Here is a 24,234-nt window from a genome sequence, read left to right as displayed (position 1 = left end):
CCAGGTGAGTATAATAGGCATATTCTTATATTGAGTATAAGCAATGTCAAGCGCGTGAGAGCGGCAATTTGGTCCCTGCGACAGCTCGCTCCGCCAGAACCGTTTGGCGAAAGCGGAAGCGCTTGGCTGGACGCCCCCCGGTATCTGACATTGTCTCACCTGTCTCCTCGACCAGATCCTGGTCTTCGATCAGACGCCGAAAGTTTGGCTTATGAACGAGCCGACCTGCGAGCGCTTCAACGGTGCGCTGCAATTGCAGGAGTGTAAATGTTGGCGGCATCAGCTCGAAGACAACCGGCCGGTATTTGATCTTGGTCCGCAACCTGGCGATTCCCGTTGCCAGAATACGGCGGTGGTCGGCAATCATCGGTCGACCGGGAGCGGTCAGCGCACTGCCGCTGTCCGAGCCGCGTGTGGCTTCGGCCGCCAGCGCTGCTTCATAGAGCAGTTCGTATCGCTGCAGGGCGAGTTCCTCGTTCCAGCCACGATCATCCAGGCCAAAGGCGAATTCCACGCGCTGCCGGCGATCGAGGCGCATGTTCGGGGCTGCGGCTTCGTCGGCCCATGCCAGAAGTCGGGGCATGAGGATATTAGGCACGATAGGTGGCACGCCCGCACGGTGATCTTCCCACGGAAAATAGTCATACCAGCCTTGCCAACCATGTGTTGGAGACCTTTCGGTCTGCTCTTCCCGCGTTAAGCCGAGATAGCTGATCGAGATCACCCGCTGTACGCGCTCGTCGCCAATCCTGTCGCGATCTGCGAACGTATAGAGCTGTTCGATGTAGCCTAGCGGATGACCGGTCTGCCGCTCGACCCAAGCCCTCAAACCCGACTGCAAGGATCGATGGCCGAGCTCAAAAGGGCCTGACGGCAAAGCGTCTGCCTGTCCGATGGTCAGAACGCGCGGTTCCCCATTCGTCACGGCTATCACAACGGCGATCAGATCCGCGCTGACGGCCCGGCTCCGGTTGGATGTGGCGGCGCGCTTCGTCGCCTGTGTTGTTGCATCTTGCATAGGGTTCGTGGAGTTCCGAATATCATAGCGAGCGAAGGGTGAACTGCTGGCCGCTGCCCGTCAACGTTCGTCCAAGACGGCACAGTGTCGGTCTTTGCCCTGCGCGTCGGCTCATTTCTATGCCAAATGCGACAGCCCGGCGGCTGACGTGTCGAAGTCCCCTGCTCAATGTCAAATGGACTCTGAACGCCTGGACCGCGCACCGTAACCCGCAAGTCTCTCCAGGTCCGGCCACGCCATGTCGTCCTGCCTGGTCCTTTGTTCTTGCATATGCGCAATCGCGGCATTTTCTAACGGCTCCCGATTGGTAACCCCAAGGGTGAAAACGTGCCGGCTACCAGGATATTGTGGGGCCAGATTCTAACCGTGCTTCTGATCGTTCTCGGTAGCACGTGGTGCGCGACACAGTGGACCGCATGGCGGTTTGGCTTCCAGCCGCAACTCGGTTCGCCTTGGTTCGAGCTTGCGGGTCAGCCCATCTACTCGCCGCCGGCTTTTTTCTGGTGGTGGTTTTTCTATGACGCCTATGCACCCGAGATTTTTCTCGAAGGTGCGCTGGTCGCGGCGAGCGGAAGCTTTGTTGCGATCGCTGCCGCCATCGGTATGTCGGTGTGGCGTGCGCGCGAGGCGAAAAACGCGGCCACCTACGGGTCGGCGCGGTGGGCGACGCGCGATGAAATCTTGGCTGAAGGCTTGATCGGCCCCGACGGTGTCGTGTTGGGCAAGTACGATCGGGATTATCTGCGCCACGACGGCCCTGAGCACGTTCTGTGCTTCGCGCCGACACGAAGCGGCAAGGGTGTGGGCCTGGTGGTACCATCGCTGCTGACCTGGCCTGGAAGCGCGATTGTCCACGACATCAAGGGCGAGAATTGGGAACTGACGGCGGGGTGGCGATCGCGATTTGGTCACGTGCTCCTGTTCGATCCGACCAACGCGGCCTCGGCCGCTTACAATCCCCTGCTCGAGGTGCGACGTGGGGAATGGGAGGTCCGCGACGTCCAGAACGTCGCTGATGTGCTGGTCGATCCGGAAGGATCATTGGAACGCCGCAATCATTGGGAGAAAACCAGCCACGCGTTGCTGGTCGGCGCCATCTTGCACGTCCTTTATGCTGAAACGGACAAGACTCTTGCCGGCGTTGCCAATTTTCTCTCCGATCCGCAACGGCCCATCGAAACGACATTGCGCACCATGATGCTGACGCGCCATCTGGGTGAGGGCGGTCCGCATCCGGTCGTCGCATCGGCGGCGCGAGAACTGCTCAACAAATCGGAGAACGAGCGCTCCGGTGTGCTCTCGACGGCCATGAGTTTTCTGGGCCTCTACCGTGACCCAGTGGTGGCGAAGGTGACGTCTCGCTGCGACTGGCGGATCGCCAATCTTGTCGAGGGCGCGCGTCCAACGACACTCTATCTGGTCGTCCCCCCATCGGACATCAGCCGCACCAAGCCGCTGATCCGGCTTGTGCTCAACCAGATCGGCCGCAGGCTGACTGAGGATCTGCACGCAAGGGATCGGCGCCAACGCCTTCTGATGATGCTCGACGAGTTTCCCGCGCTCGGCCGGCTTGATTTCTTCGAGTCGGCGCTAGCCTTCATGGCCGGCTATGGCATCAAGTCCTTCTTGATTGCCCAATCGCTCAATCAGATCGAAAAAGCCTACGGCCCGAACAATTCCATCCTCGATAATTGTCATGTGCGGGTGAGCTTTGCCACCAACGACGAACGGACGGCCAAGCGTGTGTCGGACTCGCTGGGAACAGGAACCGAGATGCGAGCCATGAAGAACTATGCCGGGCACAGGTTGTCGCCCTGGCTCGGGCATCTGATGGTGTCGCGGCAGGAAACGGCGCGCGCCCTGATGACTCCGGGCGAGATCATGCAACTTCCGCCGACCGACGCCATCGTCATGGTGTCAGGCCTGTTCCCGATCCGAGCGAAGAAGGCGCGGCACTTCGCCGATCCGCGTCTTGCCGAGCGTGTCCTGCCGCCGCCGAAGCCAGAAACGGCCCAGGGAATGTCGCGTCCCGACAACTGGACCGGCCCAACAGTCCTTCCGGCGTCGGAAGACAATCCTCAGCAATCGAAGCCCTCCATGAATCCACGGAACGAGGATCCGGCAAATGGCGGCATCCGCCGCCAGCCCGAGATTCCCGAACACGAGGACATCGCGCCGGAGCGAACAACACAGCGCGACGACGAGTTCGACCTTGACCGGGACGAACTTGACGACGACGCGGTCCGTCAGCGCTCGGTCGACCGGGTCATGCGCCGCGCCGCACGGCAGGCCGCCCTTGATCCGAACGACGGCATTGAGTTGTGAGGAACGCGAAGAAGAAGAGGCTCTCGGCCTATCTCGATCCGGACGTGATGAACGCGTTGGCCGACTACTCTGCTCGTCGTGATGTCCCGCTCTCATTGATCGCTGAGGCTGCGATTGCGTCATTCCTGTCCCCCGACGCCGAGGAACGGAAGGAGGCGGCAATCACCCGTCGCCTCGACCAGATCGACCGGCGTGTCCAGCGCGTCGAGCGCGACGTCGGCATCGCAATCGAGACGCTGGCACTGTTCGTGCGGTTCTGGCTCAACTCGACCCCAGCCTTGCCGGAATCCGCGCAGGCTGAAGCCCGTGCGAAGGGGCTGCAGCGCTATGACAGCTTTGTCGATGCGCTCGGTCGCCGATTGAGCAAAGGGCCAAAACTCAGACAGGAAATCGCTGACGACGTGCCGCCTGCGTCGCCAGCCGACGCGGATGATTCTCTGGCGAGATAGAGCGCGCAGCCACGCCGACGAGATAGTCGCACCGCATTCTGCAAGTCTCTGCACGTCGCATCACGATCGCCGGCTTTGCTTGTTGCAAGGTCGGTATTCCTGCCTCTTCTAATCATCCCCGACACCGGCACGAACCAACTCGCCGCGAAGAATGGGGACCACGGTGACAACCAATCATCACTCTAGTGAAGCGGTGTCACGCGGCGCACGCATGCTGCGCACCGCACTCGGTCCGGCCATCGCCGGCTTTCTTGAAGATCCAGCAATCGTCGAGGTGATGCTGAACCCGGACGGGCGGCTGTGGGTCGACCGGTTAAGAGAAGGACTTGTCGCAACCGATGAAGTCCTCATCCCGGCCGACGGCGAGCGCATCGTTCGGCTGGTAGCTCACCATGTCGGCGCCGAGGCGCATTCGGGTATGCCGCGCGTCTCGGCCGAACTGCCCGGGACTGGCGAACGCTTCGAGGGCCTGCTGCCGCCTGTCGTCACGGCACCGACATTCGCGATCCGCAAGCCGGCAGTCGCTGTGTTCTCGCTGGAAGACTATGTCAGCGTCGGCATCATGACGGAGGCCCAGGCCAACGTGCTAAGGCTCGCCGTCGAGAGGCGCAAGAATGTGCTGGTCGCCGGCGGCACGTCAACCGGCAAGACCACGCTGGTCAATGCGCTGCTCGCGGAGGTGGCCAAAACCGCCGATCGCGTCGTGCTGATCGAGGACACCCGCGAACTGCGGTGTGCGGCGCCAAATCTGGTTGCCTTGCGCACAAAGGACGGTGTCGCCTCTCTCTCCGATCTGGTGAAGTCGTCGTTGCGGCTTCGCCCCGATCGCATCCCGATCGGCGAAGTGCGCGGCGCCGAGGCGCTTGATCTGCTGAAAGCCTGGGGCACCGGCCACCCCGGCGGCATCGGCACCATCCATGCCAGTTCCGCCCTTGGCGCACTGCGCCGACTCGAGCAGCTCGTTCAGGAGGCCGTCGTCATGGTTCCGCGCGCGCTCATTGCCGAAACCATTGACCTCATCGCCGTCCTCGCTGGCCGGGGTGCTGCACGTCGTCTGGTCGAGATCGCCTGGGTCGAAGGGCTCGATCCGGCCACAGGCGACTACCGCACGCTCGAAGCCAGGCTCGAGACTGCACCAGCCACAAATCCCCAGTTCTCCATGGAGCACAAGAATGAATCCGATCCGCTTCACTTCATCGTCTATCCATAAGCTTGGCGTGGCGCTCCAATTCGCTGCAACAACGGCCGCGGTTGCGGCCATGATGATCGCGCCTGCCCACGCTGCAGGCTCCTCCATGCCTTGGGAAGAACCGCTTCAGCAGATCCTCGAATCTGTCGAGGGACCGGTCGCCAAGATCGTTGCGGTGATCATCATCATCGTCACCGGCCTGTCACTTGCCTTCGGCGACACATCGGGTGGATTCCGCCGGCTGATCCAGATCGTGTTCGGGCTGTCGATCGCCTTCGCGGCCAGTTCTTTCTTCCTGTCATTCTTCTCGTTCGGCGGCGGAGCGCTGATCTGATGGACGAAGACATCCGCGGTTTTTTCGCGCCAGTGCATCGCGCGCTCACCGAACCAATCCTGCTCGGTGGCGCGCCGCGCGCGGTCGCCATCGCCAACGGCACGCTCGCCGGCGCCGTCGGGCTCGGCCTCCGCCTCTGGATCGCAGGTCTCGTCATCTGGGCGATTGGCCATTTCGCGGCCGTCTGGGCGGCAAGGCGCGATGCACAGTTCATCGACGTCGTCCGCCGGCACCTGCGCTATCCCGCGAATTTCGGTTGCTGAGAGGTTTTTCCGCGATGATGAACCTCACCGAATATCGCAAGACGAGCGCCGGCCTCTCGGACTACCTACCCTGGGCCGCCTTAGTGGCGCCGGGCGTGGTGCTCAACAAGGATGGCTCGTTCCAGCGAACCGCTCGCTTCCGCGGGCCAGATCTGGATTCCGCCACGCCGGCGGAACTTGTAGGGACCACGGCGCGGCTAAACAGTGCACTTCGCCGTCTCGGTTCCGGCTGGGCGATCTTCGTCGAAGCCGTTCGCCTGGCCGCGCAGCACTATCCTGAAGGTCTTTTCCCTGACAGTGCTTCGGCGTTGGTCGATCTCGAACGTCGTGACCAGTTCGAGGGCGAGTCCGATCAAGGACCGCGTCGGTGGAGCGATCGCCGATCGGATGGCGATCTGTTTGAGAGCGATTATTTTCTCACCTTGGCCTGGCTGCCGCCTGCCGAGGAAGCCTCGCGCATCGAGAGTTGGCTCTATGAAGGTCGGGCAAAAAGCGGCCTCGATCCGTGGGAATTTCTGAAGAGCTTTGTCGACCGCACCGACCGGGTGCTCAACCTGGTCGAAGGTTTTGTCCCCGAAGCCGCCTGGCTCGATGATGGCGAGACGCTGACTTACCTTCACTCCTGCGTTTCCACCAAGCGCCATCATGTGCGTGTCCCCGAGACGCCGATGCATCTCGATGCGCTTCTTGTCGATCAGCCGCTCGCCGGCGGGCTGGAGCCGAGGCTCGGCAATGTCCATCTTCGCACGCTCACCATCATCGGGTTTCCCACCATGACCTTTCCCGGGATACTCGACGATCTCAATCGGCTTGCCTTCCCCTACCGCTGGTCGACGCGCGCGATCATGCTCGACAAGGCCGATGCCACCAAGCTCCTGACGAAAATCCGCCGCCAGTGGTTCGCCAAGCGCAAGTCGATCGGCGCGATCCTCAAGGAAGTGATGACCAATGAGGCATCAGTTCTCGTCGACACGGACGCCGCCAACAAGGCGGCCGATGCGGACGCCGCCCTTCAGGACCTCGGCTCAGACCAGATCGGCCAGGCTTATGTCACCGCCACCGTAACGGTATGGGATGCCGATCCATCGATCGCCGACGAGAAACTCAGGCTGGTCGAAAAGGTCATCCAGGGCAAGGATTTCACCTGCATCGCCGAAGGCGTCAACGCCGTCGAAGCGTGGCTCGGCAGCATTCCAGGTCATGTCTATGCGAATGTCCGCCAGCCGCCGCTGTCGACGCTGAATCTCGCTCACATGATCCCACTCTCGGCAGTCTGGGCTGGACCGGTTGAGGATGAGCATTTTGTCGCCCCGCCACTGTTCTTCGCCCGGACTGAAGGCGCGACCCCGTTCCGGTTCGCCCTGCATGTCGGCGATGTCGGCCACACCGTTGTTGTTGGCCCGACCGGTGCGGGCAAATCGGTCTTGCTCGCGCTGATGGCGCTGCAATTCCGGCGCTATGAAAACAATCAGATCTTTGCGTTCGACTTCGGCGGCTCGATTCGTGCGGCCATGTTGGCCATGGACGGCGACTGGCACAATCTTGGCAGCAATGCGGTGAGCGGGCAGGGCGCGGAAGATCCGCTTGCTCTGCTGACGCTGGCGGACCTGTCGGACCACGTCGACACCGTCTCGCTACAGCCGCTTGGCCGCATCCACCATACTCCAGAGCGCGCCTGGGCAGCCGACTGGCTGGTCGACATTCTTCTGCGCGAAGGCGTTCCCGTCACGCCTGATCTGAAAGAACATCTGTGGTCAGCCCTGACTTCGCTGGCCTCTGCGCCGGTACAGGAACGGACACTGACCGGCCTGACGGTGCTCCTGCAATCCTCGCCGCTGAAGCAGGCGCTGCGGCCTTATTGCATTGGCGGTCCCTATGGCCGGCTGCTCGACGCCGAGCACGAGCGTCTTGGCGAAGCTTCCGTCCAGGCTTTCGAGACAGAGGGGTTGATCGGCACGGGCGCGGCACCGGCCGTGCTCGCCTATCTCTTCCACCGCATCGAGCAGCGGATGGATGGCAGGCCGACGCTGCTGATCATCGATGAGGGGTGGCTGGCGCTCGACGATGGAAGCTTCGCCGATCAGCTTCGTGAATGGCTGAAGACCCTTCGCAAGAAGAATGCTTCCGTCATCTTCGCCACACAATCCCTTTCCGACATCGACGGCAGCAGGATCGCACCAGCCATTGTCGAGAGCTGTCCGACGCGGCTGTTCCTGCCGAACGAACGCGCAATCGAGCCGCAGATCACCGAGATCTACCGCCGCTTCGGCCTCAACGACCGCCAGATCGAGATCGTCGCCAGGGCAACGCCGAAGCGCGACTACTACTGCCAGTCGCGGCGGGGCAATCGCCTGTTCGATCTGGGTCTTGGTCCGATCGCGCTGGCTCTGTGCGCCGCATCATCCAAATCCGATCAGGCAGCGATCGACCGGATCATCACTGACGCCGGCCGGAAACATTTCCTCGAGGTCTGGCTTGCCGATCGAGGGCTCTCCTGGGCCGCAGACCTCATTCCCGATCTCCCCAACGTCATCGATCAATCCACAAAGGAGGTTCCGTCATGAATCCCGTTGGCAAGAATTCTCGCTTTCGCCACATGGCAGCAGCCAGTGTCACCGCCATTGTCCTCGGCTTGTCATCAGTGCCTGCATCGGCGCTCATTGTCTTTGATCCCAGGAACTACGCCGAGAACCTGCTCTCAGCGTCGCGAGCGCTTGAGCAAATCCAGAACCAGGTCACCTCGCTTCAGAACGAAGCGCAGATGCTGATCAACCAGGCGAAAAACCTCACCTCGCTGCCGACCTCGCTGCTTGGCCAGATCGAAGGCAATTTCTCTCAGATGAAGACCCTGCTCGGCGAGGCCGACAAGCTCGCTTACAGCGTTCAGGAGATCGAGAGCCAGTTTACCTCGACCTACGAAAATTTCGGCTCGGACCTTTCCAGCCAGCAGCTTGTCGATGGCGCGCGCGAACGCTGGCAGACATCGGTTTCGGCCTTCGAGCATTCTTTGAAAGCCGGAGCCGTCGCCGTCGACAACATCGAGGGGACACAGCAACAGACGAGCGCTCTTGTCGACGCCAGTCAGTCGGCCGTCGGCGTCTTGCAGGCTACACAGGCAGGCAATCAGCTTCTCGCCGTGCAGGCAAAGCAGGCCGCCGACCTCACGGCGATGCTCGCCGCGCAAGGGAGGGCCGTTGCAATCGAAGAGGCGAGGAAGGCCGCCGCGCAGGAGCAGGCACGCGAGCAGTTCAGCCGCTTCATGACCGGCAGCGGCTACCGACCGTCCCCGGTCCGTATGTTCCACGACTGAGGTTTTTCTCATGGACCTGAGAATGACGGCGCGACTTGTCGCGGTGACGGCGCTCGCGTTGGCGGTCGCTGCAACCATCGTGTCGCGCAACGACGAGAGATTCACGTCACCGCCAATCTTGCGGCCGGCCGATCCCAGTGGCGGCCCGCTCTCCCGCGAACTTACGCGTTGCCGCCAGCTCGGTGAACGAGCGGTCGATGAAGCAGCATGCAAGGCCGCATGGGAAGAGAATCGCAGGCGCTTCTTCATGCCCGCCGACAGCGACAAGCCGGCTTGGCCAGCGGACGACCGCTTCGACCGGATCGACCGTTCGATCGGCGAGAATAAGAAGCCATGAACGACACCGGCATTATCGACCGCTTCCTGGAGACTTTTACACGCTACATCGATTCCGGGTTTGGCTTACTTGGCGGGGAAGTGGCGTTCCTCACCTCCACCCTGATCGTCATCGACATCACGCTCGCCGGCCTGTTCTGGGCCTGGGGTGCTGACGAGGACGTGCTGCATCGGCTGGTTAAGAAGACGCTCTATATAGGCTTCTTCGCTTTCATCATCGGCAACTTCAATCGTCTCGCTGGCATCGTCTTCGGGAGCTTTTCGGGACTGGGCCTGAAGGCCGGAGGATCGACACTTTCAGGCTCAGCCCTCCTGCAGCCGGGACGCGTTGCGCAGGTCGGCATCGATGCCGGCAATCCGATTCTCGAATCCGCCAGCCAGTTGATGGGCTACGTCTCCTTCTTCGAGAATTTTGTTCAGATCGCCGTGCTGATGATCGCCTGGGCAATCGTCCTGATCGCCTTCTTCATCCTCGCCGTCCAGATCTTCGTAACCCTGATCGAGTTTAAGCTGACGACGCTTGCCGGCTTTGTGCTGATCCCCTTCGCGCTCTTCAATCGGACCGCGTTCCTTGCCGAAAAGGTGCTCGGCAACATCGTCGCCTCAGGCGTGAAGATCCTCGTGCTCGCCGTTATCGTCGGCATCGGGTCAGGTCTCTTCGGCGAGTTCACTCAAGGCTTTGGCGCTGAACAACCGACGATCACGGATGCGCTGTCTCTGGTTCTCGGCGCCCTGTCACTGATGGGGCTTTCAATCTTCGGTCCGGGCATCGCGACCGGCCTTGTTTCCGGCGCGCCGCAGCTCGGCGCGGGTGCTGCCGTCGGCACCAGCCTCGCTGCCGCCGGCCTTGGTGCTGCTGGTGTCATAGGCGCCCGCGCCGGATGGAGCGGCACCGCGAGCGCGCTCAGTGCAGGTGGGCGCGTGTCGGCAGCCGCCGCACGTGGCGGCGCGCATTTGGCCGGCAGCACCGCGACAGCTTATGGCCTCGCAGCGGCAATATCTGGACAGAGCGGTGCAGGCTCGATGGCCGCCGGCATTGCAGGTGTCGCCAAGGCTGGTGCCGGCGCTGCTGTTCAGCCGGCGAAGCGGGCAATGTCGCGCGCGGCTTCAGCCCTGTCTTCCAGCCAGCAGGCTGGCGGCGCGGCCGCATGGACCGCAACGGGTGGAGAGCAGCCAGCAGCTCCTGCCTCAGGGCGCGCGTCGATGGCTGAATCCAGTGCCGGATCACCACCGGCATGGGCCAACCGCATGAAGCGCGGCCAGACCATGAGCCATGGCGCGAGCATGGCCGCGCATTCCGTCCGCTCCGGCGATCACGGCGGCGGCTCGATGAATGTTTCCCTCAATCAGGACGACCGCCGATGAACCTCTTCAAACGACCTTCCATTCGCTACGGAACGACGCCTCAGCCGGAGACGCCATACCAACGTGCCGCACAGGTCTGGGATGATCGCATGGGCTCGGCCCGTGTGCAGGCGAAAAACTGGCGGCTGATGGCCTTCGGCTCGCTCATTCTGGCTGGAGGGTTCGCTTCCGCCTTGGTCTGGCAGTCGACGCGGGGCTCCGTGGTTCCGTGGGTGGTTCAGGTCGACAAGTTCGGCGAGGCGCAGGTGGTCGCTTCGGCCGTTGCCGACTATCGCCCGACCGATCCGCAGATCGCATGGCATCTCGCCCGTTTCATCGAACAGGTGAGAAGCATCGCGGACGATCCCGTCATCGTCCGCCAGAATTGGCTGCGTGCCTACGACTACACGACCGATCGTGGTGCCGTCTCGCTGAATGACTACGCCCGCCTGAACGACCCCTTTGCCAAGGTTGGCAAGATCCAGATCGCGGTCGAAGTCTCCAGCGTCATCCGCGCCACGCCGGACTCGTTCCGTGTCGCATGGGTCGAGCGCCATTACGACAACGGCAGCCTGGCCGGCACCGAGCGCTGGACCGCCATCCTGACCATCGTCACGCAACAACCCCGCGACGCCGATCGGCTGAAGGTCAATCCGCTCGGTATCTACGTCAACGCCATCAACTGGTCGAAGGAACTTTCATGATGTGTGCGGCACCAACACGCAAAGCAACGGAACAGACCGCGCCCAACGTAACAGCGGCGCACGTGCTCGCAGTTGCACTGCTATCGGCGACAGCGCTCGCAGGCTGCGCTGCGAAAAAATACATCCCGCCTGAGATCCAATATGATGATGCCAAGCCTGCAGTGCAGAAGGTCGACCCGCCTGGTCCCGTGAAGGTGGTGGAGCTTCCGAAACCCCTTCCGCTCCCCGGCCAGTTGAAGCCGGTCGAGATCAGCAAGGCAGAGCCGGCGGATCCGAAACAGCGGGTCATCCAGGCGAATGAGGCAGCAAGAATGCAGCCCGTCCGCGACGGTTTTATCAACGCGATCCAGCTCTATCCCTGGAGCGAAGGCGCGCTCTATCAGGTCTACGCTGCACCCGGCCAGGTCACCGACATCGCGCTGCAGCCAGGCGAGCAACTTGTCGGCTCCGGGCCCGTCGCCGCCGGCGATACGGTGCGCTGGATCATCGGCGATACGCAGAGTGGGGCAGGGGACCGGCTGCAGGTCCATATCCTCGTCAAGCCGACGCGCCCCGATCTTCAGACCAACCTTGTCATCAACAGCGACCGCCGCACCTATCATCTCGAGCTGCGCTCAACGGAAAAGACCTACATGGCCTCGGTGTCGTGGCAATATCCGCAAGATCAGCTGATTGCGCTGCGGCACCAGAACGTACAAGCTTCCGCCGCGCAGCCGGTCGCTGCCGGCGTCGACATCCAGAAGCTCAATTTCCGCTATCGCATCGAGGGCGACGCGGCCCCCTGGAGGCCACTACGCGCCTTCGACGACGGTGCAAAAGTCTATATCGAGTTTCCGTCCGGCATCGGGCAGGGGGAAATGCCGCCATTGTTCGTTGTCGGCCCATCAGGCGGCTCGGAACTCGTCAACTACCGTGCCCGGCAAAACTACTATGTCGTCGACCGGCTGTTCGCCGCCGCCGAATTGAGGCTGGGCGATAAACAGTCGGAGCGGCGTGTCAGGATCGTGCGTACCGATGGGAGAAGGCCGCAGCGCAGTGCGGGGCTGTTCCGATGAGCGAAGCTGCAAACGCACCCAATCAGGACATCAGGGCGGAACTGCGCCTTCGCCCCGAGCCAGCCAGGGTCACGCGCCTTTCGCGCAAGGTGCTGATCGGCCTTGGTGGGCTCGCCAGTGTTGCTATCCTCGGCACGCTGATCTGGGCGCTCGACACGAGGCGGCGTGGCAATGAACAGCCGTCTGAACTCTTCACCATCGAAAACCGGTCCACTGCCGATGGGCTGCAGACGCTGCCGAAAGATTACGCCGGAGTTCCAAAGCTCGGTCCCGCGCTGCCTGGTGATCTCGGCCGGCCGATCCTGCGTGCTCAAGAGCGTGGACAGCCGACGGCGGTGCCGAACATTGATGCACCGCGCGCCGATCCCGACGAGCAGCGCCGCCTGGCCGAGATCGAGGCGGCGCGCGTCGCAAAACTGTTTGTCGGCTCCAATGCGCCGGCAAATCCGGTGCGACAGGGTGCTGGTGCAGGCAATATTGCCGCGGACGCCATGTCCGGTTCATTGCCGCTGGCCGAGCAGCCGAGGCTCGATCCCGACTCCCCTCAGAACTCGGCGGACCGCAAGCTCGCCTTTGTCAACGCCGAGTCCGACCGACGCACGGTCAGTGGCGAACGGCTCGCCCAGAAGGCCTCGCCGTACGTGGTGCAGGCCGGCACAATCATCCCGGCCGCGCTCATCACCGGCATTCGTTCCGATCTTCCCGGTCAGATCACCGCTCAGGTCACGGAGAATGTCTATGACAGTCCGACAGGCTCATCCCTGATGATCCCCCAGGGTACAAGACTGGTTGGCCAGTACGACAGCCAAATTGCCTTCGGCCAGTCGCGTGTGCTGCTGGTCTGGAACCGGCTTATAATGCCCGATGGCACCTCGAACGTGCTGGAACGCCAGCAAGGCGCCGACACACAAGGTTTTTCCGGGCTGGAAGACGACGTCGACCATCACTGGGGGCAATTGTTTCGGGCCGCGGCGCTCTCCACCCTCCTCGGCGTCGGGACCTCGCTTGGTTCCAGCGACGGCGAAAGCGATATCGCCAAGGCCATCCGCGAAAGCGCACAGGATTCGGTTTCCAATGTCGGTCAGCAGATCGTGCGCGACCAGCTGAATGTCCAGCCAACACTAACCATCCGACCCGGTTTCCCGGTCCGTGTCATCGTCAATCGCGATCTCTTGCTGGCGCCGTATGGCGCACCGAAGGACCCTTCATGACCAAGCTGAAACTTTCCGCAATTCCCGACGATCGGCCGGTCAAGATCACAGTCGAGCTACCCGCCACCGTTCACCGCGATCTCGTCGCCTATGCCGAAGTGCTCGGTCGCGAGACAGGCCAGACGGTCATCGATCCGGCAAAGCTCATTGCACCGATGCTGGCGCGATTCATGGCGACGGATCGGGCGTTCAGCCGAGCTCGGCATGGTCTGTAAAGCAGCTAGTTCGCGCGCGGACGAAGATGGGTGTCAAGACACCGGGTGCCGCCTTCGCAGAAACGCAATGAAGGCAGCTACGTTGGGATCACTGCCCATCGACCCAGCGACGACGTTGAGAAACGCGCAATTGCAAGGTGACGCATCCAACCCGATCGGTGATTGGACCGTCTTCCCCGACCCCGGTGCTCCAACCTGCTCAAGCGCATCATCCAAGTCTTTGAGAATGCGGCGCAGGTTGACGAGGAAACGTTCCCCGGCAACCGTTGCCTTGACCCCGCCCGGATGGCGTTCGAACAAAGCCACGCCCAACATCAATTCAAGATGCCTGATACGCCTGCTGAGCGCCGAATGATGAATTCGCAGTTGACGGGAGGCGCCGAGAAAGCTGCCTTCCTCCGCGATAACGATCGTACAGTAGAGTGTGATCAGCTGAATGGAGCGCCACATTGCAACTCCTTTGTGCGCAGACGATGTCTCGCTCTACGAGATCGAGCTTTTGAGGCCTGGGCTGCGCGTCTCGCGAAGCCTTTGCAGCGTGCGTTCATCGAAACGCGCTGTCACCGCGACTGTCTCTTCGCCGCCGATGATCTTCGGAAGGCCCAGTGGTGTCACCCTGAAATGCAATTGAACCAGGCGCAGCAGCCAAAGCGGATTCATTTCGATGATGATGGTGTCGATGCCGCTGCCCAGGCCCCACTCGACAATACCGGACAAAAGTGCATTCGCGACGGGACTGAGCATGCGTCCGCGTTCGCGAAACTGCGGTTCGACGCAGTAGCGCGTCCATTCCCAGATGTTTGCGCCAGCTGGCCGTTCGCCTTCGCAAAGATCGAACAGGACCTCCGACAAAAGATGGGGTCGCGTCGAAGGCAGCATGCGTTGGTAGCCGACAACGCGGTCCTCGACGGTAAAGAGCATATGGACGGCATGCTCGTCGTCAAAGCAGTCGATGTCACGAGCGTCGTCGCGCCGCAGATCCATCCAGCCCTTTTCTTCGACGAACACCTTGTGGCGCAGACGGAATGCCTGATCCAATTCCGCCTGATATTCTTCCGCATTTTGCGCTGTAACGATAAGAAGCATCTTGGTTGACCTCCAGTTTTCGAGGTCAACCAATGGTCGTTTCCGAAAGGCGGCGGCATCACGCGATTGCGTGAGTTAGGCAATCAAGCCTTGGCGAAAAGCTTCCGCGACAGCATGTACAGTGCTTGCTACCCCGAGCCTCTCTCGTGCCGCCCGCAGGTGAGTGTCTGCCGTATTGCGACTGATGCTGAGGCGATCCGCGATCTCATCCACGGTCAAGCCTTCGGAGGCCCAACTCAGAACGTCCCTTTGTCGTGAAGACAAACTCACCGGTTTCGAGTTCCCTTTTCCATCCGCGAGAATAGCCGCACAGCCGAACGCACAGGCGGCAACGAACTGAAAGGCGATACGGTCGTGTGGGTCGGGGTCCAGCTTTTCGCCGGCGACGGAAAAGCCGACCGCCTGCCGTTCCAATGTCGCGAACGGTATTGTGAAACCTTCGCACAACTTGAACTCGGTGGCCTCGTCCATGATCCGCCAGCCGGATGGGCAGATCCTGCACATTTCACCCATTTCGCTCCAGCGGAAGGGTCTGCTGCCACGACTTACAAGCTGAATGGTTGGATCACGATCAAGGTAGCCCTTTGAAAAATAGCGCTCGGACCATTGTTCTGGCCAAGCGTCGAGCAGGACATGCGAAAGCTGCTCACGCCTTAAGGCATGTGGCGGGGGAATTGGTCCTGCCAGGAGGTTCGTAGCGCCAAATCGTTCGGCGTAACAAAGCAGGTGCCGACATATTTCTTGCTGAGTTGAACTTCGCCGAATTCTGCACAGAAATTCAAACGTGTCATCAAGACGTCTGCGCCAAGTTGCAGGTTCTCTCATCGCTATCAGTTGTCATCCCTGCGAGACGGGAGCGGCAATCATCGGTCTGGGCGTGTCGCCCTCCGGCCGCCTTCGTTTGCCAATAAAACCAAGTGGACTCTCTCATCGGACAATCACACCGGCCACCGTCTCGCTTCGCCGGGATGACGCCAGCCCACGTGGGCAGGTTCCAAGTACCGTGTTCCTTCTGTTGCTAGATCACCAAAACGGGCGGAATCCCATCAACGGATGTGGTCAGGATGAAGGGCGCCTTGCTCAAGGGCGCCCTTCGCATCGGCGGCACGCTTCGACCCGGGGAGTACGGATCTTAGCATTCTGGGAGGAGCCGCCGACGAGCGCTTTTTGGGCAGTCCGTTTGCCAACGCCGGCTGGAACCGGCGAAGCCTGGGGCCAGCAACAGCGAAGTTGCGGGTCCCAGGCTCTCTGCCCGATCCGCTAGAACGAGCGCTGGAAGCGAAGGACGCCGCCGATGTTGCTTTCCTTGTCGGCATTGGTCCAGTTGGTGACGGTGTCTTCGCCGACATGCAGATAGTCGACTTCGGCCGTGACCTTGAGGCCCTTGACGATTTCATAGGCAATGTTCGCCGCGACGCCGAAATTCTTGCCTTCGTCATAAGAGAGCTGGGCGTTGAACGAGGTCGTCTCATTGATGGTGTAGGTGCCACCACCCCAGACTGCCCAGTTGCCGCTCCATTGCTTGTAGAAGCCGCGACCGCTAGCGTCGATTGCGTTGTTCGCATTATCCAACAAATTGTCGTCGGTGCCGTAGCCGCCCATGATGAACAGCGACAGCTTGTCCATCGGCTTGATGTCCAAGCGAACCTTGCCGGCCACTTCTTCATAGTTGCTGTCATAGGCAACGACGCCGGTGATGCCGCCCCAGCCCTGCGTGTACTTCAAGCCGCCGACGACGTGCGGAACGTAGTTGTCGATTGTGCCGACCGCGCCAGAACCCTCTTCGAGGGAGACCACGGCCGAGAAGCCGTTGCCGGCGTCGAAGTAGTACTGGACGACGTTGGTGTCGAAGTTGCCGTAGGGAACCAGTGTATCCTGGATGACGTTGCCGGCGTAGCCGATGAAGGTATCGAAGGCCGATTCGTCCTTGCCGACGCGGAGACCACCGAGCTGGATCCAGGCGAACTTCACCGAAACGCCCTTGTCGAAGGCGGAATTGCTGGTTGCGGTGTTGCCGAAGTTGAAGCGCATTTCGGTGTAGGTCTTCAATGTGCCGAGCTCGGTTTCCTGGCCGGTCCAGGTCTTCAGCGTGAAGCGGGCGTTCTTCTTCCAGGTGTCCTGGACATCGCCGTCCTGGCGGTCGGTTGCTTTGGCACCGTCGAACGAGCCAATGTCGCCACCGCCGATGTCGTAGCGAACATAGCCGCCGATGCGCAGGCAGGTTTCGGTGCCGGGGATATAGAAGTAGCCGGCGCCGTAGACGTCGCAGATCTTCACGTATTCGGCCGGTTCGGGCTCGGCGACGACAACCGCATCAGCGGCGCGCGCGCCGGTGACCGCGGCCAAGGCCGCAGCGGAGCCGAGAAGAAGGCTCTTGATGTTCATTTTGATCTCCACTCAAAAGATTAAAAAAAGGGCCAGGGTATCTTTGCTGAAAGACAGCATCCCCTCCCCATTCCCCACGATCGAGAAACCATGCGCATCGCGCTGCCCGCTCGCACTTTGACGCTATCGGACACGTTGAATTATTCAATACTTCAAGCGCGAGATATCGTGACATATACAGTAACAGTTGCAGTTATGTCACGAATTTGCCTATATATACTGCACTAATAGCACAAACTATACAAATAGAACAATCTGGACAATTGCATATAAGGGGCGAGATAGGCCAATCAATATGGAATTGTGCACGCCATCTCATCGTGTCTACACAGGCCGGCGCCGTGGCCAGCCGAGTTTCCGGGGCGGCAGGACCCAAATGTCGAGGTCCAGGATGACGCCGATTACGAAGAAGAGCCGACACCGACCGACGACGCCGCCCCATCATCCGAGTCGGACGCGGCCGATCCGAATAGGGCGGAAATCTGCGTCCATCTGCCCATGCAAATTGGTGCCGACGACGAGGCGTCGTGATCGCTCTTCTCTCAGCAAGGCCGCCGTCCACCAGATGATCAAGTCCATGGCGGTGGAACTCGCGCCGCATAGTATCCGCGTCAGCGCCGTGGCACCCGGCTTCGTCATGACCGACATGACCAAAGACGCCATCACCAAGTCGGGATGGTTGGAAGTCTGGGAGCACAACACGCCGATGAGCCGCCTCGCCAAGCCGGAGGAAGTCGCCTACGGCATGCTCTACCTCGCCAGCCACGTTGCAACCTACGTCACCGGCAGCATCCTCGTCATCGACGGGGGTTACACCTGCTGGTGAAGACATGCCAAACGAGGAGGTTGGTCGTTGTCGCGCCCAACGTACCGACGAGTGCCAGCATAAGAATGATCGGTCTTGCCCCTTGATTGCCCGGCACCAAGGCAGTTCCGGGAGACACAATTATGGCGATGAAGTCGCGATCCGTTTCCGACCTTAGCGCAGGCGGGCGGGTTGGCGTCTAAGCGGCCGCAGTTGAACCCATCGGCAAAAGCCTTAAACCACAACATATCTCACGGAAGTTGACGTTCCCGAGCTGGCGAGCTCGCTCCGTTCGAGCGCACGATGTTCGCCTAGGCAAGTGAGCAACCAGGCGGTGATGCTCGGCGCCAAGTTTGGCACAGCGCTCGTCACGCAGATGCTTCCTTGATATTCATTTGCTGGCGCCCGCCGCCATCCTAATCGGCGTCAATCGGCCCTTACCGCTCGCGGCGCAGTCGCAGGCTAGTGAGCTGCAGATGGAATCCTTGCACAAGGACGTGCTGCGCGACCTTAGCCTATCAACGAGGCTATAAGCCGCCGTGAATGCCGTCGCCCTGGACGGTGCGATCAAGATCGGCATTCGACCCTACAAGGTCGCGTTGAGATGCCCGACGCTTCCGAGTCTTGACGGACTTCGACTCTCACAGGAGCTTTCCCGGGATGCTGTCGAGTTCGCGGGCGACGCATTCGCCCGATATCGAGTGTTGGAAGAGGGCTCCATCGCGAAGAGCGATTGAGAGCCGTCGGCCGGCGGATGGGCGGCTCCGAACTAAATCATTCGAATGGTCAACGAGGTGTTGGTCCACCGGAAGCGTCGGCCATTTCGATGTCTCGATTGACCGGCCGAATCCAAATAGCTGTTGACCATGTCACTCGTTGGAGTATACCAATGATGAAGTTGGTCTATCACCCGGGCATTCCGGAAAACAGGGGAATTATCTATGACTTCGCCTATCGAAGCGGCGATCCAAGCTGCACTCGCCGACATCCAAGCTCGCGGCAAGCCCGATAACGTATATTTAGTTGCTTGCGGGGGCTCATTCTCGCAAATGAACGTAGCCAAGTACGCCATGGAGCGTGAGGCGAAGACCATCGCTGCCGACGCTTACAATTCGGCCGAATTCATTGCGCGCAATTCGGCGCGACTTTCCAGATCGAGCGTCGTAATACTGTGCTCCAAGTCTGGCGACACGCCAGAAACCGTTGCCGCTGCCCAGTACGCTAAGGAGCGCGGGGCTTATACTATCGGCCTGACGATCAAGGGCGATTCCCCCTTGGCCCAGGCCGTAGATGCACGCGTTGATTATGATGCGACACCTGATGCAGGTTCGGCGGACATACCTTCAGCGATCGTCCTTCGCATAGTGTTCGGGATTCTTGCGAAATTCGAGGGAAACGGGAAGCTTAACGATCTGCTCCGCGGCCTGGCAGCGGTGCCGAGCGTCCTTGCGGCAGCGCAGACTAAGCACCGCGAGGCAACCCTCGCCTGGGCTCAACTGCGCAAGCGAGAGCCGGTGATCTACACCATGGCGAGCGGCGCTAACTTCGGCGTTGCATACCTATGGGCCTGCTGCATTTTGCAGGAGATGCAATGGGTACATTCCCAGCCCATTCATTCTGGCGAGTATTTTCACGGTCCTTTCGAAATTACTGATTCCGACGTACCTTTCGTGGTGTTGAAGGGGTTGGGCAATTGTCGTTCTATGGACCAACGGGCGCTCAATTTCGCAGGGAAGTTCAGTGAGAAAGTTCTCGAAATTGACGCGCAGGAATTCGAGTTCGATGGTGTCGACGAGGGTGTTCGTGAGTACCTCACGCCGTTCGTGTTTCTTCCTCTCCTCCGGACTTACGCGGTGGCTCTTTCGGAAGCACGCGGTCACCCGCTGACCGTACGTCGCTATATGTGGAAGATGGACTACTAAAAGACCGATTGCCCAGGTGGCGGTCTGAAAGCGAGAGTACTCTATGCCAGGGCTTCCCTGGCATAGAGTCATGCCTACCTCGCCAATTGGCCCTTCAAGAACTCAGAGTTGTTTCGTCCCAGTCAGTCCGACCTGAGCCTGTTCCGAGGCTTGCGGCGCGGTTTGGAAATTCACATGAACTGGATGGTTTACTGAGCGGACGTACTCGATCGGACGCCCATTTGTATCCTCCACGATCATTCGCATCAACAGCGTCGATGAATGCGGCGGCAGCATGAGCGTCTTCTCTTCGAAGCTCGTTGGTACGTGAACAGAGATCGTCCTCTTGCTAATTGCGGCGACGATACCATACCGCTCCCGGAAGAGTGCGTACAGCGACTGTCCTGCGATCAGATCCTCCGCCTCCAGGTTTGGGACCGTGGCTGCAGGGATGTAGCTTGTTTCTATGATGATCGGGATGTCGTCAACGCGCCAGAGTCGACGGACAATCACGACATCCGTGTCAACAGGAATGGCGAGGTTGCTGGCGATCGCATCTTTCGCCTTGGACAGCTCGAAATGCAAAAGTCTGCTGCTAGGAGTCCCGCTGCTCAGCTGGATTGCTCGGGTCAGACTTCCGAAGTTCGGGCCAGTTTCCGCGTGTCGATGGAGCCTCGGCTCGGGGATTCTCGTTCCACTGGTGCTGTTGCGCTCCAGCCGTCCGTAGGAGACCAGTCGATCAATGGCTTTTCTGACCGTAAGCCTGTTGACATCGAGCTGGTCGGCGAGAGCCCGCTCCGACGGAATGTGGTCCCCAGGACCATAATCGGCCCCTTCGATAAGCTCTTCAATGAAGCGCTGAACCTGTAGGTACACGGGGATTTTCGACTGCTTCTCGATCATAGACGGCTCCGGCGAACGATCATCCAATTACACCTTTCTCCAGCGGTCGCGCAAAAAAGATGTTGCATCAGAAAACAACATTGATATAGCCTTGGAGTAATCCAAATACGTAGACCACGGCTCCCGGATACGGCGAGCGCGTGGCGGGGGATAGATTATGAGCGATGTCGTTGCCGGGCCGTATGTTCAGTTGATGGGGGTGAACAAGTGGTTCGGTTCGTTGCATGTGTTGAGCGACGTGAGCTTCAGCGTCTCCGAAGGAGAGAAGATTGTCGTCTGCGGACCGTCAGGCTCCGGCAAGTCCACGATGATCCGCTGCATCAATCGGCTCGAGCGGCACCAGAAAGGTGAGATACGCGTCAACGGGATTGAAGTGAACGACAGCCGGCGGAACATTGACCAGGTGCGCCAGCGAGTTGGAATGGTGTTCCAGAACTTCAATCTGTACCCCCATCTGACCATTCTTCAAAATTGCACGATCGCACCACGTTGGGTGAAGGGAATCCAGCGGAAGGCCGCGGAGGAACTCGCTATGCTATATCTCGAGCGCGTTCGGATCCCGGAAAAGGCTGGGTTCTATCCAAGCCAGCTCTCCGGTGGGCAGCAGCAGCGCGTTGCGATAGCCCGATCGCTGTGTATGAACCCAAAAGTCATGCTGTTCGATGAGCCAACATCAGCCTTGGATCCGGAACTCGTGAGAGAGGTTCTCGATACAATGGCGCAACTTGCAGCTGACGGCATGACGATGATCTGCGTGACCCACGAGATGGGTTTCGCGCGACAAGTTGCCGATCGGGTCGTCTTCATGGACGAGGGAAGAATCGTTGAGATCTCGCGCCCTGACCAGTTCTTCGACAACCCCCAGGAGGCTCGGACGCGGAAGTTCCTACAGCAAATTCTTCATTGAGACCTTCGCTGCTCAAATCGACATCCGTTCGATGGGCGAAGAAACAGGCGTAAAATAACCAACACAAAATAGGGGAATGGGAAAATGCGAACTACTCTTCTGAAGACTGCGTCCACACTCTGGGCTCTTGCCGCTGTCGTTCTTGCGCAACCGCTCTCGGCACAGGCGCAGGAGCTGCCGCCGCTACCGCAGACAATCAAGGACGCCGGCGTTATCCGAATCGGCGTCAAATGCGATACCCCACCGTTCGGCTTCTCTGGTCCGGACGGCCAGCCAACGGGCATCGAGGTGGCGATGGCAAAGCAGATTGCTGTCTACGCTTTTGGCTCGCCTGACAAAGCCGAACTGACCAGTGTAACCAGCGACGCCCGTATCCCGTCGCTGGAGGCCGGCAAGATCGACCTGATTCTCGCGACTCTCGGTAAGACCAAGAAGCGCGCCGAGGTAATCGATTTTACCCACAGTTATTACTGGGGCACCAGCAGCATCGTTGTACCGAAGGACAGCCCTATTCAGAAGGTCGCTGACCTCGCTGGGAAGACAATCTTGGCAACGAAAGGTGGCTCTCAGGCGAGATGGTTCCAAGCGAACATGCCTAAAACCGAAGTCATGCAGTTGAACACCACCGCCGACAGTGTGCAGGCGTTGCTTCAGGGTCGAGCAGACGGCTACGCTGCTGACGGAGAGGTAATTGCGACCATAGCCTTCAACAATCCGGAACTGCGTGTCGTTGAAGAGGGGTTCGACCTCGGATCCAATGGCATTGGCGTACGGAAAAACCAACCCGAACTACTCGCCTTCCTGGACGCCGCCATCAAGAAGATGAAAGTGGAGAAGTTCCAAGCGGGGGTCGTGCCTAAGTTTGTCGATAATGCGGGACTGGTCAAGCTGATGGTGGAGCGCTACGAAACCGATGCGCCTCCGGAAGCAGAGATGCACTGAGCTAAAGGCCTCAACGTGCCGGCGCGCCGTTGGGCGCCGGCACGTTGCACCGCGTGTTTCCGGGAACGCCTGATATGGATTTCGCTTACATTCTCCGTGCTCTTCCAGACCTGCTAGGAGGCGCACAGGTAACATTGTCAGTAAGTGCCTTAGCGATACTTCTTTCGCTGATTATCGCCCTCCTTGCGTCGCTGCTGCGCTCTACCAGGCTTAGGCCCGCCTCCTACTTAGTAACTGGGTACGTGGAGCTCATCCGAGGCACTCCGTATCTCGTGCAAATCTTCTTCATCTTCTACGGGTTGCCCGCTATCGGGCTCAAGCTGTCGGTATTCTGGTCGGGCGTTGCTGCACTCAGCGTCTGGGCAAGTGCATTCCATATCGAAAATATTCGAGCTGGCGTGGCGGCGGTTCCACCGGGAGTAGGCGACGCGTCGGCTTCACTCGGGCTCGGGCGGTGGCATCATGGGCTATTTGTCGTCCTGCCCATAGCGCTCCGCGCTGCCCTACCGTCAATCATGAACACTGTCGTCAGCACGGTTAAGAACTCAGCCTACCTTCAAGCGATCGGGTTGGTCGAGCTGACGTTCGTCGCGGTAGAGCGCGTCGCGTATGAACTTCGCGCTATCGAGATGTTCGCTTCAATATGCGTGCTGTACCTGATGTGCGTGTTCTTCATCTCCGGTCTCGGAAGTATTCTGCAGCGTCGGCTCGACCGGCCTTATGTCGGGAGGTGAACGGTGCTGCTGTTCGAATATAAGGACTTTCTAGTCGCAGGGTTTATCACGACTCTCAGGCTTTCTTTGGCAGTTGTTGGAGGCGCAACGTTGTTCGCCATCGTCCTTACAGCCGGACTCTCGCTCCGATCACCGCTGCTTAGCCGTCCGTGTCGATTACTGGTCGAAGTCCTCCGCGATATTCCTCTAATTGTCACAGTGTTTCTCATTTATTTCGTTATGCCGGAGCTCGGTTTTTCATTGGACCCTTTCTGGTCCAGCACGGTCGCGGTGTCGCTTTGGGGCGGCGCCAATGGGGCCTATGTTATTCGTGCAGGTCTTGTCGCTGTACCGATGGGACAACGGGAAGCAGCCACGGCCTTCGGACTGAGGGGCTGGAGAGGTCTAATCCTCATTGTCCTACCCCAAGCTATGCCGGTCATCCTCCCGCCCTATGTTGGTTTGGTGACAGCTTGGGTGCAAGCAACGTCGCTCGGAGCTGTTGTTGGAGCAAATGAGCTGTTGAGGTCTGGGCAGGTCATAATCGAGCAGACGACCATATCCACTGGAAGAAGCCCTGCATTCCTAGTCTACGGCTTTATCCTGGTTGTCTATTTTGTCCTCTGCTGGCTGATTTCCTGCGGTGGAAGAGTGGTTGAACGCCATTTCGATAAGCATCGTTTGCCCATGAGAACGGGCGCTGCCCCTTCAGATGTGGGCGTGCTCTCGGCCCTCGGTCCTGTCGATGGGCGCACTTGATTTCATCAGCAAAGTGACGCGCCGGCGCACCGACTGGAACAATCTATGACTGTTCGCTCCCAAAGACATGCAGAAGACAC

General features: G+C 60.1%; 25 protein-coding genes. 19 read left to right on the top strand and 6 right to left on the bottom strand.

Going from position 1 to position 24,234, the window contains the following annotated elements:
* Positions 1 to 46: 46 nt before the first annotated feature.
* Entirely contained in the window at positions 47 to 1,018 is a 972-nt protein-coding gene (locus NKJ89_RS04300; protein ID WP_352600188.1) for an NUDIX hydrolase, read from the bottom strand.
* A 327-nt stretch (positions 1,019 to 1,345) separates the two neighbouring features.
* Here NKJ89_RS04300 and NKJ89_RS04295 point away from each other — a divergent pair, with 327 nt between their 5' ends.
* The 13 genes from NKJ89_RS04295 (at position 1,346) to NKJ89_RS04235 (ending at position 13,753) form a co-directional block, all read left to right on the top strand.
* Positions 1,346 to 3,343, top strand: coding sequence for a conjugal transfer protein TraG (locus tag NKJ89_RS04295; RefSeq protein ID WP_352600186.1), 1,998 nt, complete (start codon positions 1,346 to 1,348; stop codon positions 3,341 to 3,343).
* Positions 3,344 to 3,390: 47 nt separating this feature from the next.
* Positions 3,391 to 3,792, top strand: a complete 402-nt coding sequence (locus NKJ89_RS04290) for a CopG family transcriptional regulator (protein ID WP_352600330.1) — start codon at positions 3,391 to 3,393, stop codon at positions 3,790 to 3,792.
* A gap of 211 nt (positions 3,793 to 4,003) precedes the next feature.
* The gene (trbB, locus tag NKJ89_RS04285; protein WP_502904084.1) at positions 4,004 to 5,002 is read left to right on the top strand and encodes a P-type conjugative transfer ATPase TrbB; all 999 of its coding nucleotides are present in this window, start codon (positions 4,004 to 4,006) and stop codon (positions 5,000 to 5,002) included.
* Positions 5,003 to 5,051: 49 nt separating this feature from the next.
* Positions 5,052 to 5,315 (top strand): TrbC/VirB2 family type IV secretion system protein, encoded by a 264-nt coding sequence (locus NKJ89_RS04280; protein WP_245461199.1) that lies wholly within the window; start codon positions 5,052 to 5,054, stop codon positions 5,313 to 5,315.
* Positions 5,315 to 5,578 (top strand): VirB3 family type IV secretion system protein, encoded by a 264-nt coding sequence (locus NKJ89_RS04275; protein WP_352600182.1) that lies wholly within the window; start codon positions 5,315 to 5,317, stop codon positions 5,576 to 5,578. Before NKJ89_RS04280 ends, NKJ89_RS04275 begins: the two co-directional genes overlap by 1 nt.
* A 14-nt stretch (positions 5,579 to 5,592) precedes the next feature.
* Positions 5,593 to 8,142 (top strand): conjugal transfer protein TrbE, encoded by a 2,550-nt coding sequence (trbE, locus tag NKJ89_RS04270; RefSeq protein ID WP_352600180.1) that lies wholly within the window; start codon positions 5,593 to 5,595, stop codon positions 8,140 to 8,142.
* Between the two features lie 32 nt (positions 8,143 to 8,174).
* Positions 8,175 to 8,888, top strand: coding sequence for a P-type conjugative transfer protein TrbJ (gene trbJ / locus NKJ89_RS04265; RefSeq protein ID WP_352600326.1), 714 nt, complete (start codon positions 8,175 to 8,177; stop codon positions 8,886 to 8,888).
* 22 nt (positions 8,889 to 8,910) lie between these two features.
* Positions 8,911 to 9,225 (top strand): putative entry exclusion protein TrbK-alt, encoded by a 315-nt coding sequence (gene trbK-alt, locus NKJ89_RS04260; protein ID WP_352600178.1) that lies wholly within the window; start codon positions 8,911 to 8,913, stop codon positions 9,223 to 9,225.
* Complete coding sequence (trbL, locus tag NKJ89_RS04255) at positions 9,222 to 10,589, top strand: P-type conjugative transfer protein TrbL (RefSeq protein ID WP_352600177.1); 1,368 nt, start codon at positions 9,222 to 9,224, stop codon at positions 10,587 to 10,589. Before trbK-alt ends, trbL begins: the two co-directional genes overlap by 4 nt.
* Complete coding sequence (trbF, locus tag NKJ89_RS04250; protein WP_352600175.1) at positions 10,586 to 11,272, top strand: conjugal transfer protein TrbF; 687 nt, start codon at positions 10,586 to 10,588, stop codon at positions 11,270 to 11,272. The genes trbL and trbF overlap by 4 nt, the downstream gene beginning before the upstream one ends.
* A complete protein-coding gene (gene trbG, locus NKJ89_RS04245) occupies positions 11,269 to 12,327 on the top strand; it encodes a P-type conjugative transfer protein TrbG (RefSeq protein ID WP_352600173.1) in 1,059 nt (352 codons plus the stop codon). Before trbF ends, trbG begins: the two co-directional genes overlap by 4 nt.
* Positions 12,324 to 13,538, top strand: coding sequence for a TraB/TrbI/VirB10 family type IV secretion system protein (locus NKJ89_RS04240; protein ID WP_352600171.1), 1,215 nt, complete (start codon positions 12,324 to 12,326; stop codon positions 13,536 to 13,538). Before trbG ends, NKJ89_RS04240 begins: the two co-directional genes overlap by 4 nt.
* Entirely contained in the window at positions 13,535 to 13,753 is a 219-nt protein-coding gene (locus tag NKJ89_RS04235) for a DUF2274 domain-containing protein (RefSeq protein ID WP_352600169.1), read from the top strand. Before NKJ89_RS04240 ends, NKJ89_RS04235 begins: the two co-directional genes overlap by 4 nt.
* 33 nt (positions 13,754 to 13,786) lie before the next feature.
* Here the strand turns inward: NKJ89_RS04235 and NKJ89_RS04230 are convergent, their stop codons facing one another.
* The 4 genes from NKJ89_RS04230 to NKJ89_RS04215 form a co-directional block, all read right to left on the bottom strand.
* Positions 13,787 to 14,203 (bottom strand): LysR family transcriptional regulator, encoded by a 417-nt coding sequence (locus tag NKJ89_RS04230; RefSeq protein WP_352600167.1) that lies wholly within the window; start codon positions 14,201 to 14,203, stop codon positions 13,787 to 13,789.
* Between the two features lie 33 nt (positions 14,204 to 14,236).
* Positions 14,237 to 14,839 (bottom strand): acyl-homoserine-lactone synthase, encoded by a 603-nt coding sequence (locus NKJ89_RS04225; RefSeq protein WP_352600166.1) that lies wholly within the window; start codon positions 14,837 to 14,839, stop codon positions 14,237 to 14,239.
* Between the two features lie 75 nt (positions 14,840 to 14,914).
* Positions 14,915 to 15,664, bottom strand: a complete 750-nt coding sequence (locus NKJ89_RS04220) for a helix-turn-helix transcriptional regulator (RefSeq protein ID WP_352600165.1) — start codon at positions 15,662 to 15,664, stop codon at positions 14,915 to 14,917.
* A 435-nt stretch (positions 15,665 to 16,099) separates the two neighbouring features.
* The gene (locus NKJ89_RS04215; protein WP_352600163.1) at positions 16,100 to 17,224 is read right to left on the bottom strand and encodes a porin; all 1,125 of its coding nucleotides are present in this window, start codon (positions 17,222 to 17,224) and stop codon (positions 16,100 to 16,102) included.
* Between the two features lie 295 nt (positions 17,225 to 17,519).
* On the opposite strand from NKJ89_RS04215, the gene NKJ89_RS04210 reads away from it, so the two are divergent.
* Both NKJ89_RS04210 and NKJ89_RS04205 read left to right on the top strand, forming a co-directional pair.
* Positions 17,520 to 18,050 (top strand): SDR family NAD(P)-dependent oxidoreductase, encoded by a 531-nt coding sequence (locus tag NKJ89_RS04210; RefSeq protein WP_352600161.1) that lies wholly within the window; start codon positions 17,520 to 17,522, stop codon positions 18,048 to 18,050.
* Positions 18,051 to 18,970: 920 nt separating this feature from the next.
* Positions 18,971 to 19,951, top strand: a complete 981-nt coding sequence (locus NKJ89_RS04205) for an SIS domain-containing protein (protein ID WP_352600159.1) — start codon at positions 18,971 to 18,973, stop codon at positions 19,949 to 19,951.
* Between the two features lie 102 nt (positions 19,952 to 20,053).
* Here the strand turns inward: NKJ89_RS04205 and NKJ89_RS04200 are convergent, their stop codons facing one another.
* Positions 20,054 to 20,833 carry a GntR family transcriptional regulator gene (locus NKJ89_RS04200; protein WP_352600157.1) on the bottom strand — a complete coding sequence of 260 codons (780 nt, stop codon included), beginning with the start codon at positions 20,831 to 20,833 and terminating at the stop codon, positions 20,054 to 20,056.
* 157 nt (positions 20,834 to 20,990) lie between these two features.
* Between NKJ89_RS04200 and NKJ89_RS04195 the strand changes: the two genes are divergently transcribed.
* The 4 genes from NKJ89_RS04195 to NKJ89_RS04180 all read left to right on the top strand — a co-directional run bounded on the left by NKJ89_RS04195 (position 20,991) and on the right by NKJ89_RS04180 (position 24,154).
* On the top strand, positions 20,991 to 21,740 hold the full coding sequence (locus NKJ89_RS04195) for an amino acid ABC transporter ATP-binding protein (RefSeq protein WP_352600155.1): 750 nt from the start codon (positions 20,991 to 20,993) through the stop codon (positions 21,738 to 21,740).
* Positions 21,741 to 21,824: 84 nt separating this feature from the next.
* Positions 21,825 to 22,682 carry a transporter substrate-binding domain-containing protein gene (locus tag NKJ89_RS04190; protein WP_352600153.1) on the top strand — a complete coding sequence of 286 codons (858 nt, stop codon included), beginning with the start codon at positions 21,825 to 21,827 and terminating at the stop codon, positions 22,680 to 22,682.
* Between the two features lie 74 nt (positions 22,683 to 22,756).
* Positions 22,757 to 23,416 (top strand): amino acid ABC transporter permease, encoded by a 660-nt coding sequence (locus NKJ89_RS04185; protein WP_352600151.1) that lies wholly within the window; start codon positions 22,757 to 22,759, stop codon positions 23,414 to 23,416.
* Between the two features lie 3 nt (positions 23,417 to 23,419).
* Positions 23,420 to 24,154 carry an amino acid ABC transporter permease gene (locus NKJ89_RS04180; protein ID WP_352600149.1) on the top strand — a complete coding sequence of 245 codons (735 nt, stop codon included), beginning with the start codon at positions 23,420 to 23,422 and terminating at the stop codon, positions 24,152 to 24,154.
* Positions 24,155 to 24,234 lie beyond the last annotated feature (80 nt).

This window comes from Mesorhizobium sp. M0047, from assembly GCF_040323315.1.
In the GTDB taxonomy this organism is placed as follows: domain Bacteria; phylum Pseudomonadota; class Alphaproteobacteria; order Rhizobiales; family Rhizobiaceae; genus Mesorhizobium.
Note: the sequence above shows the minus strand (reverse complement) of the source record. Positions and strands in the feature narration are given on the sequence as shown.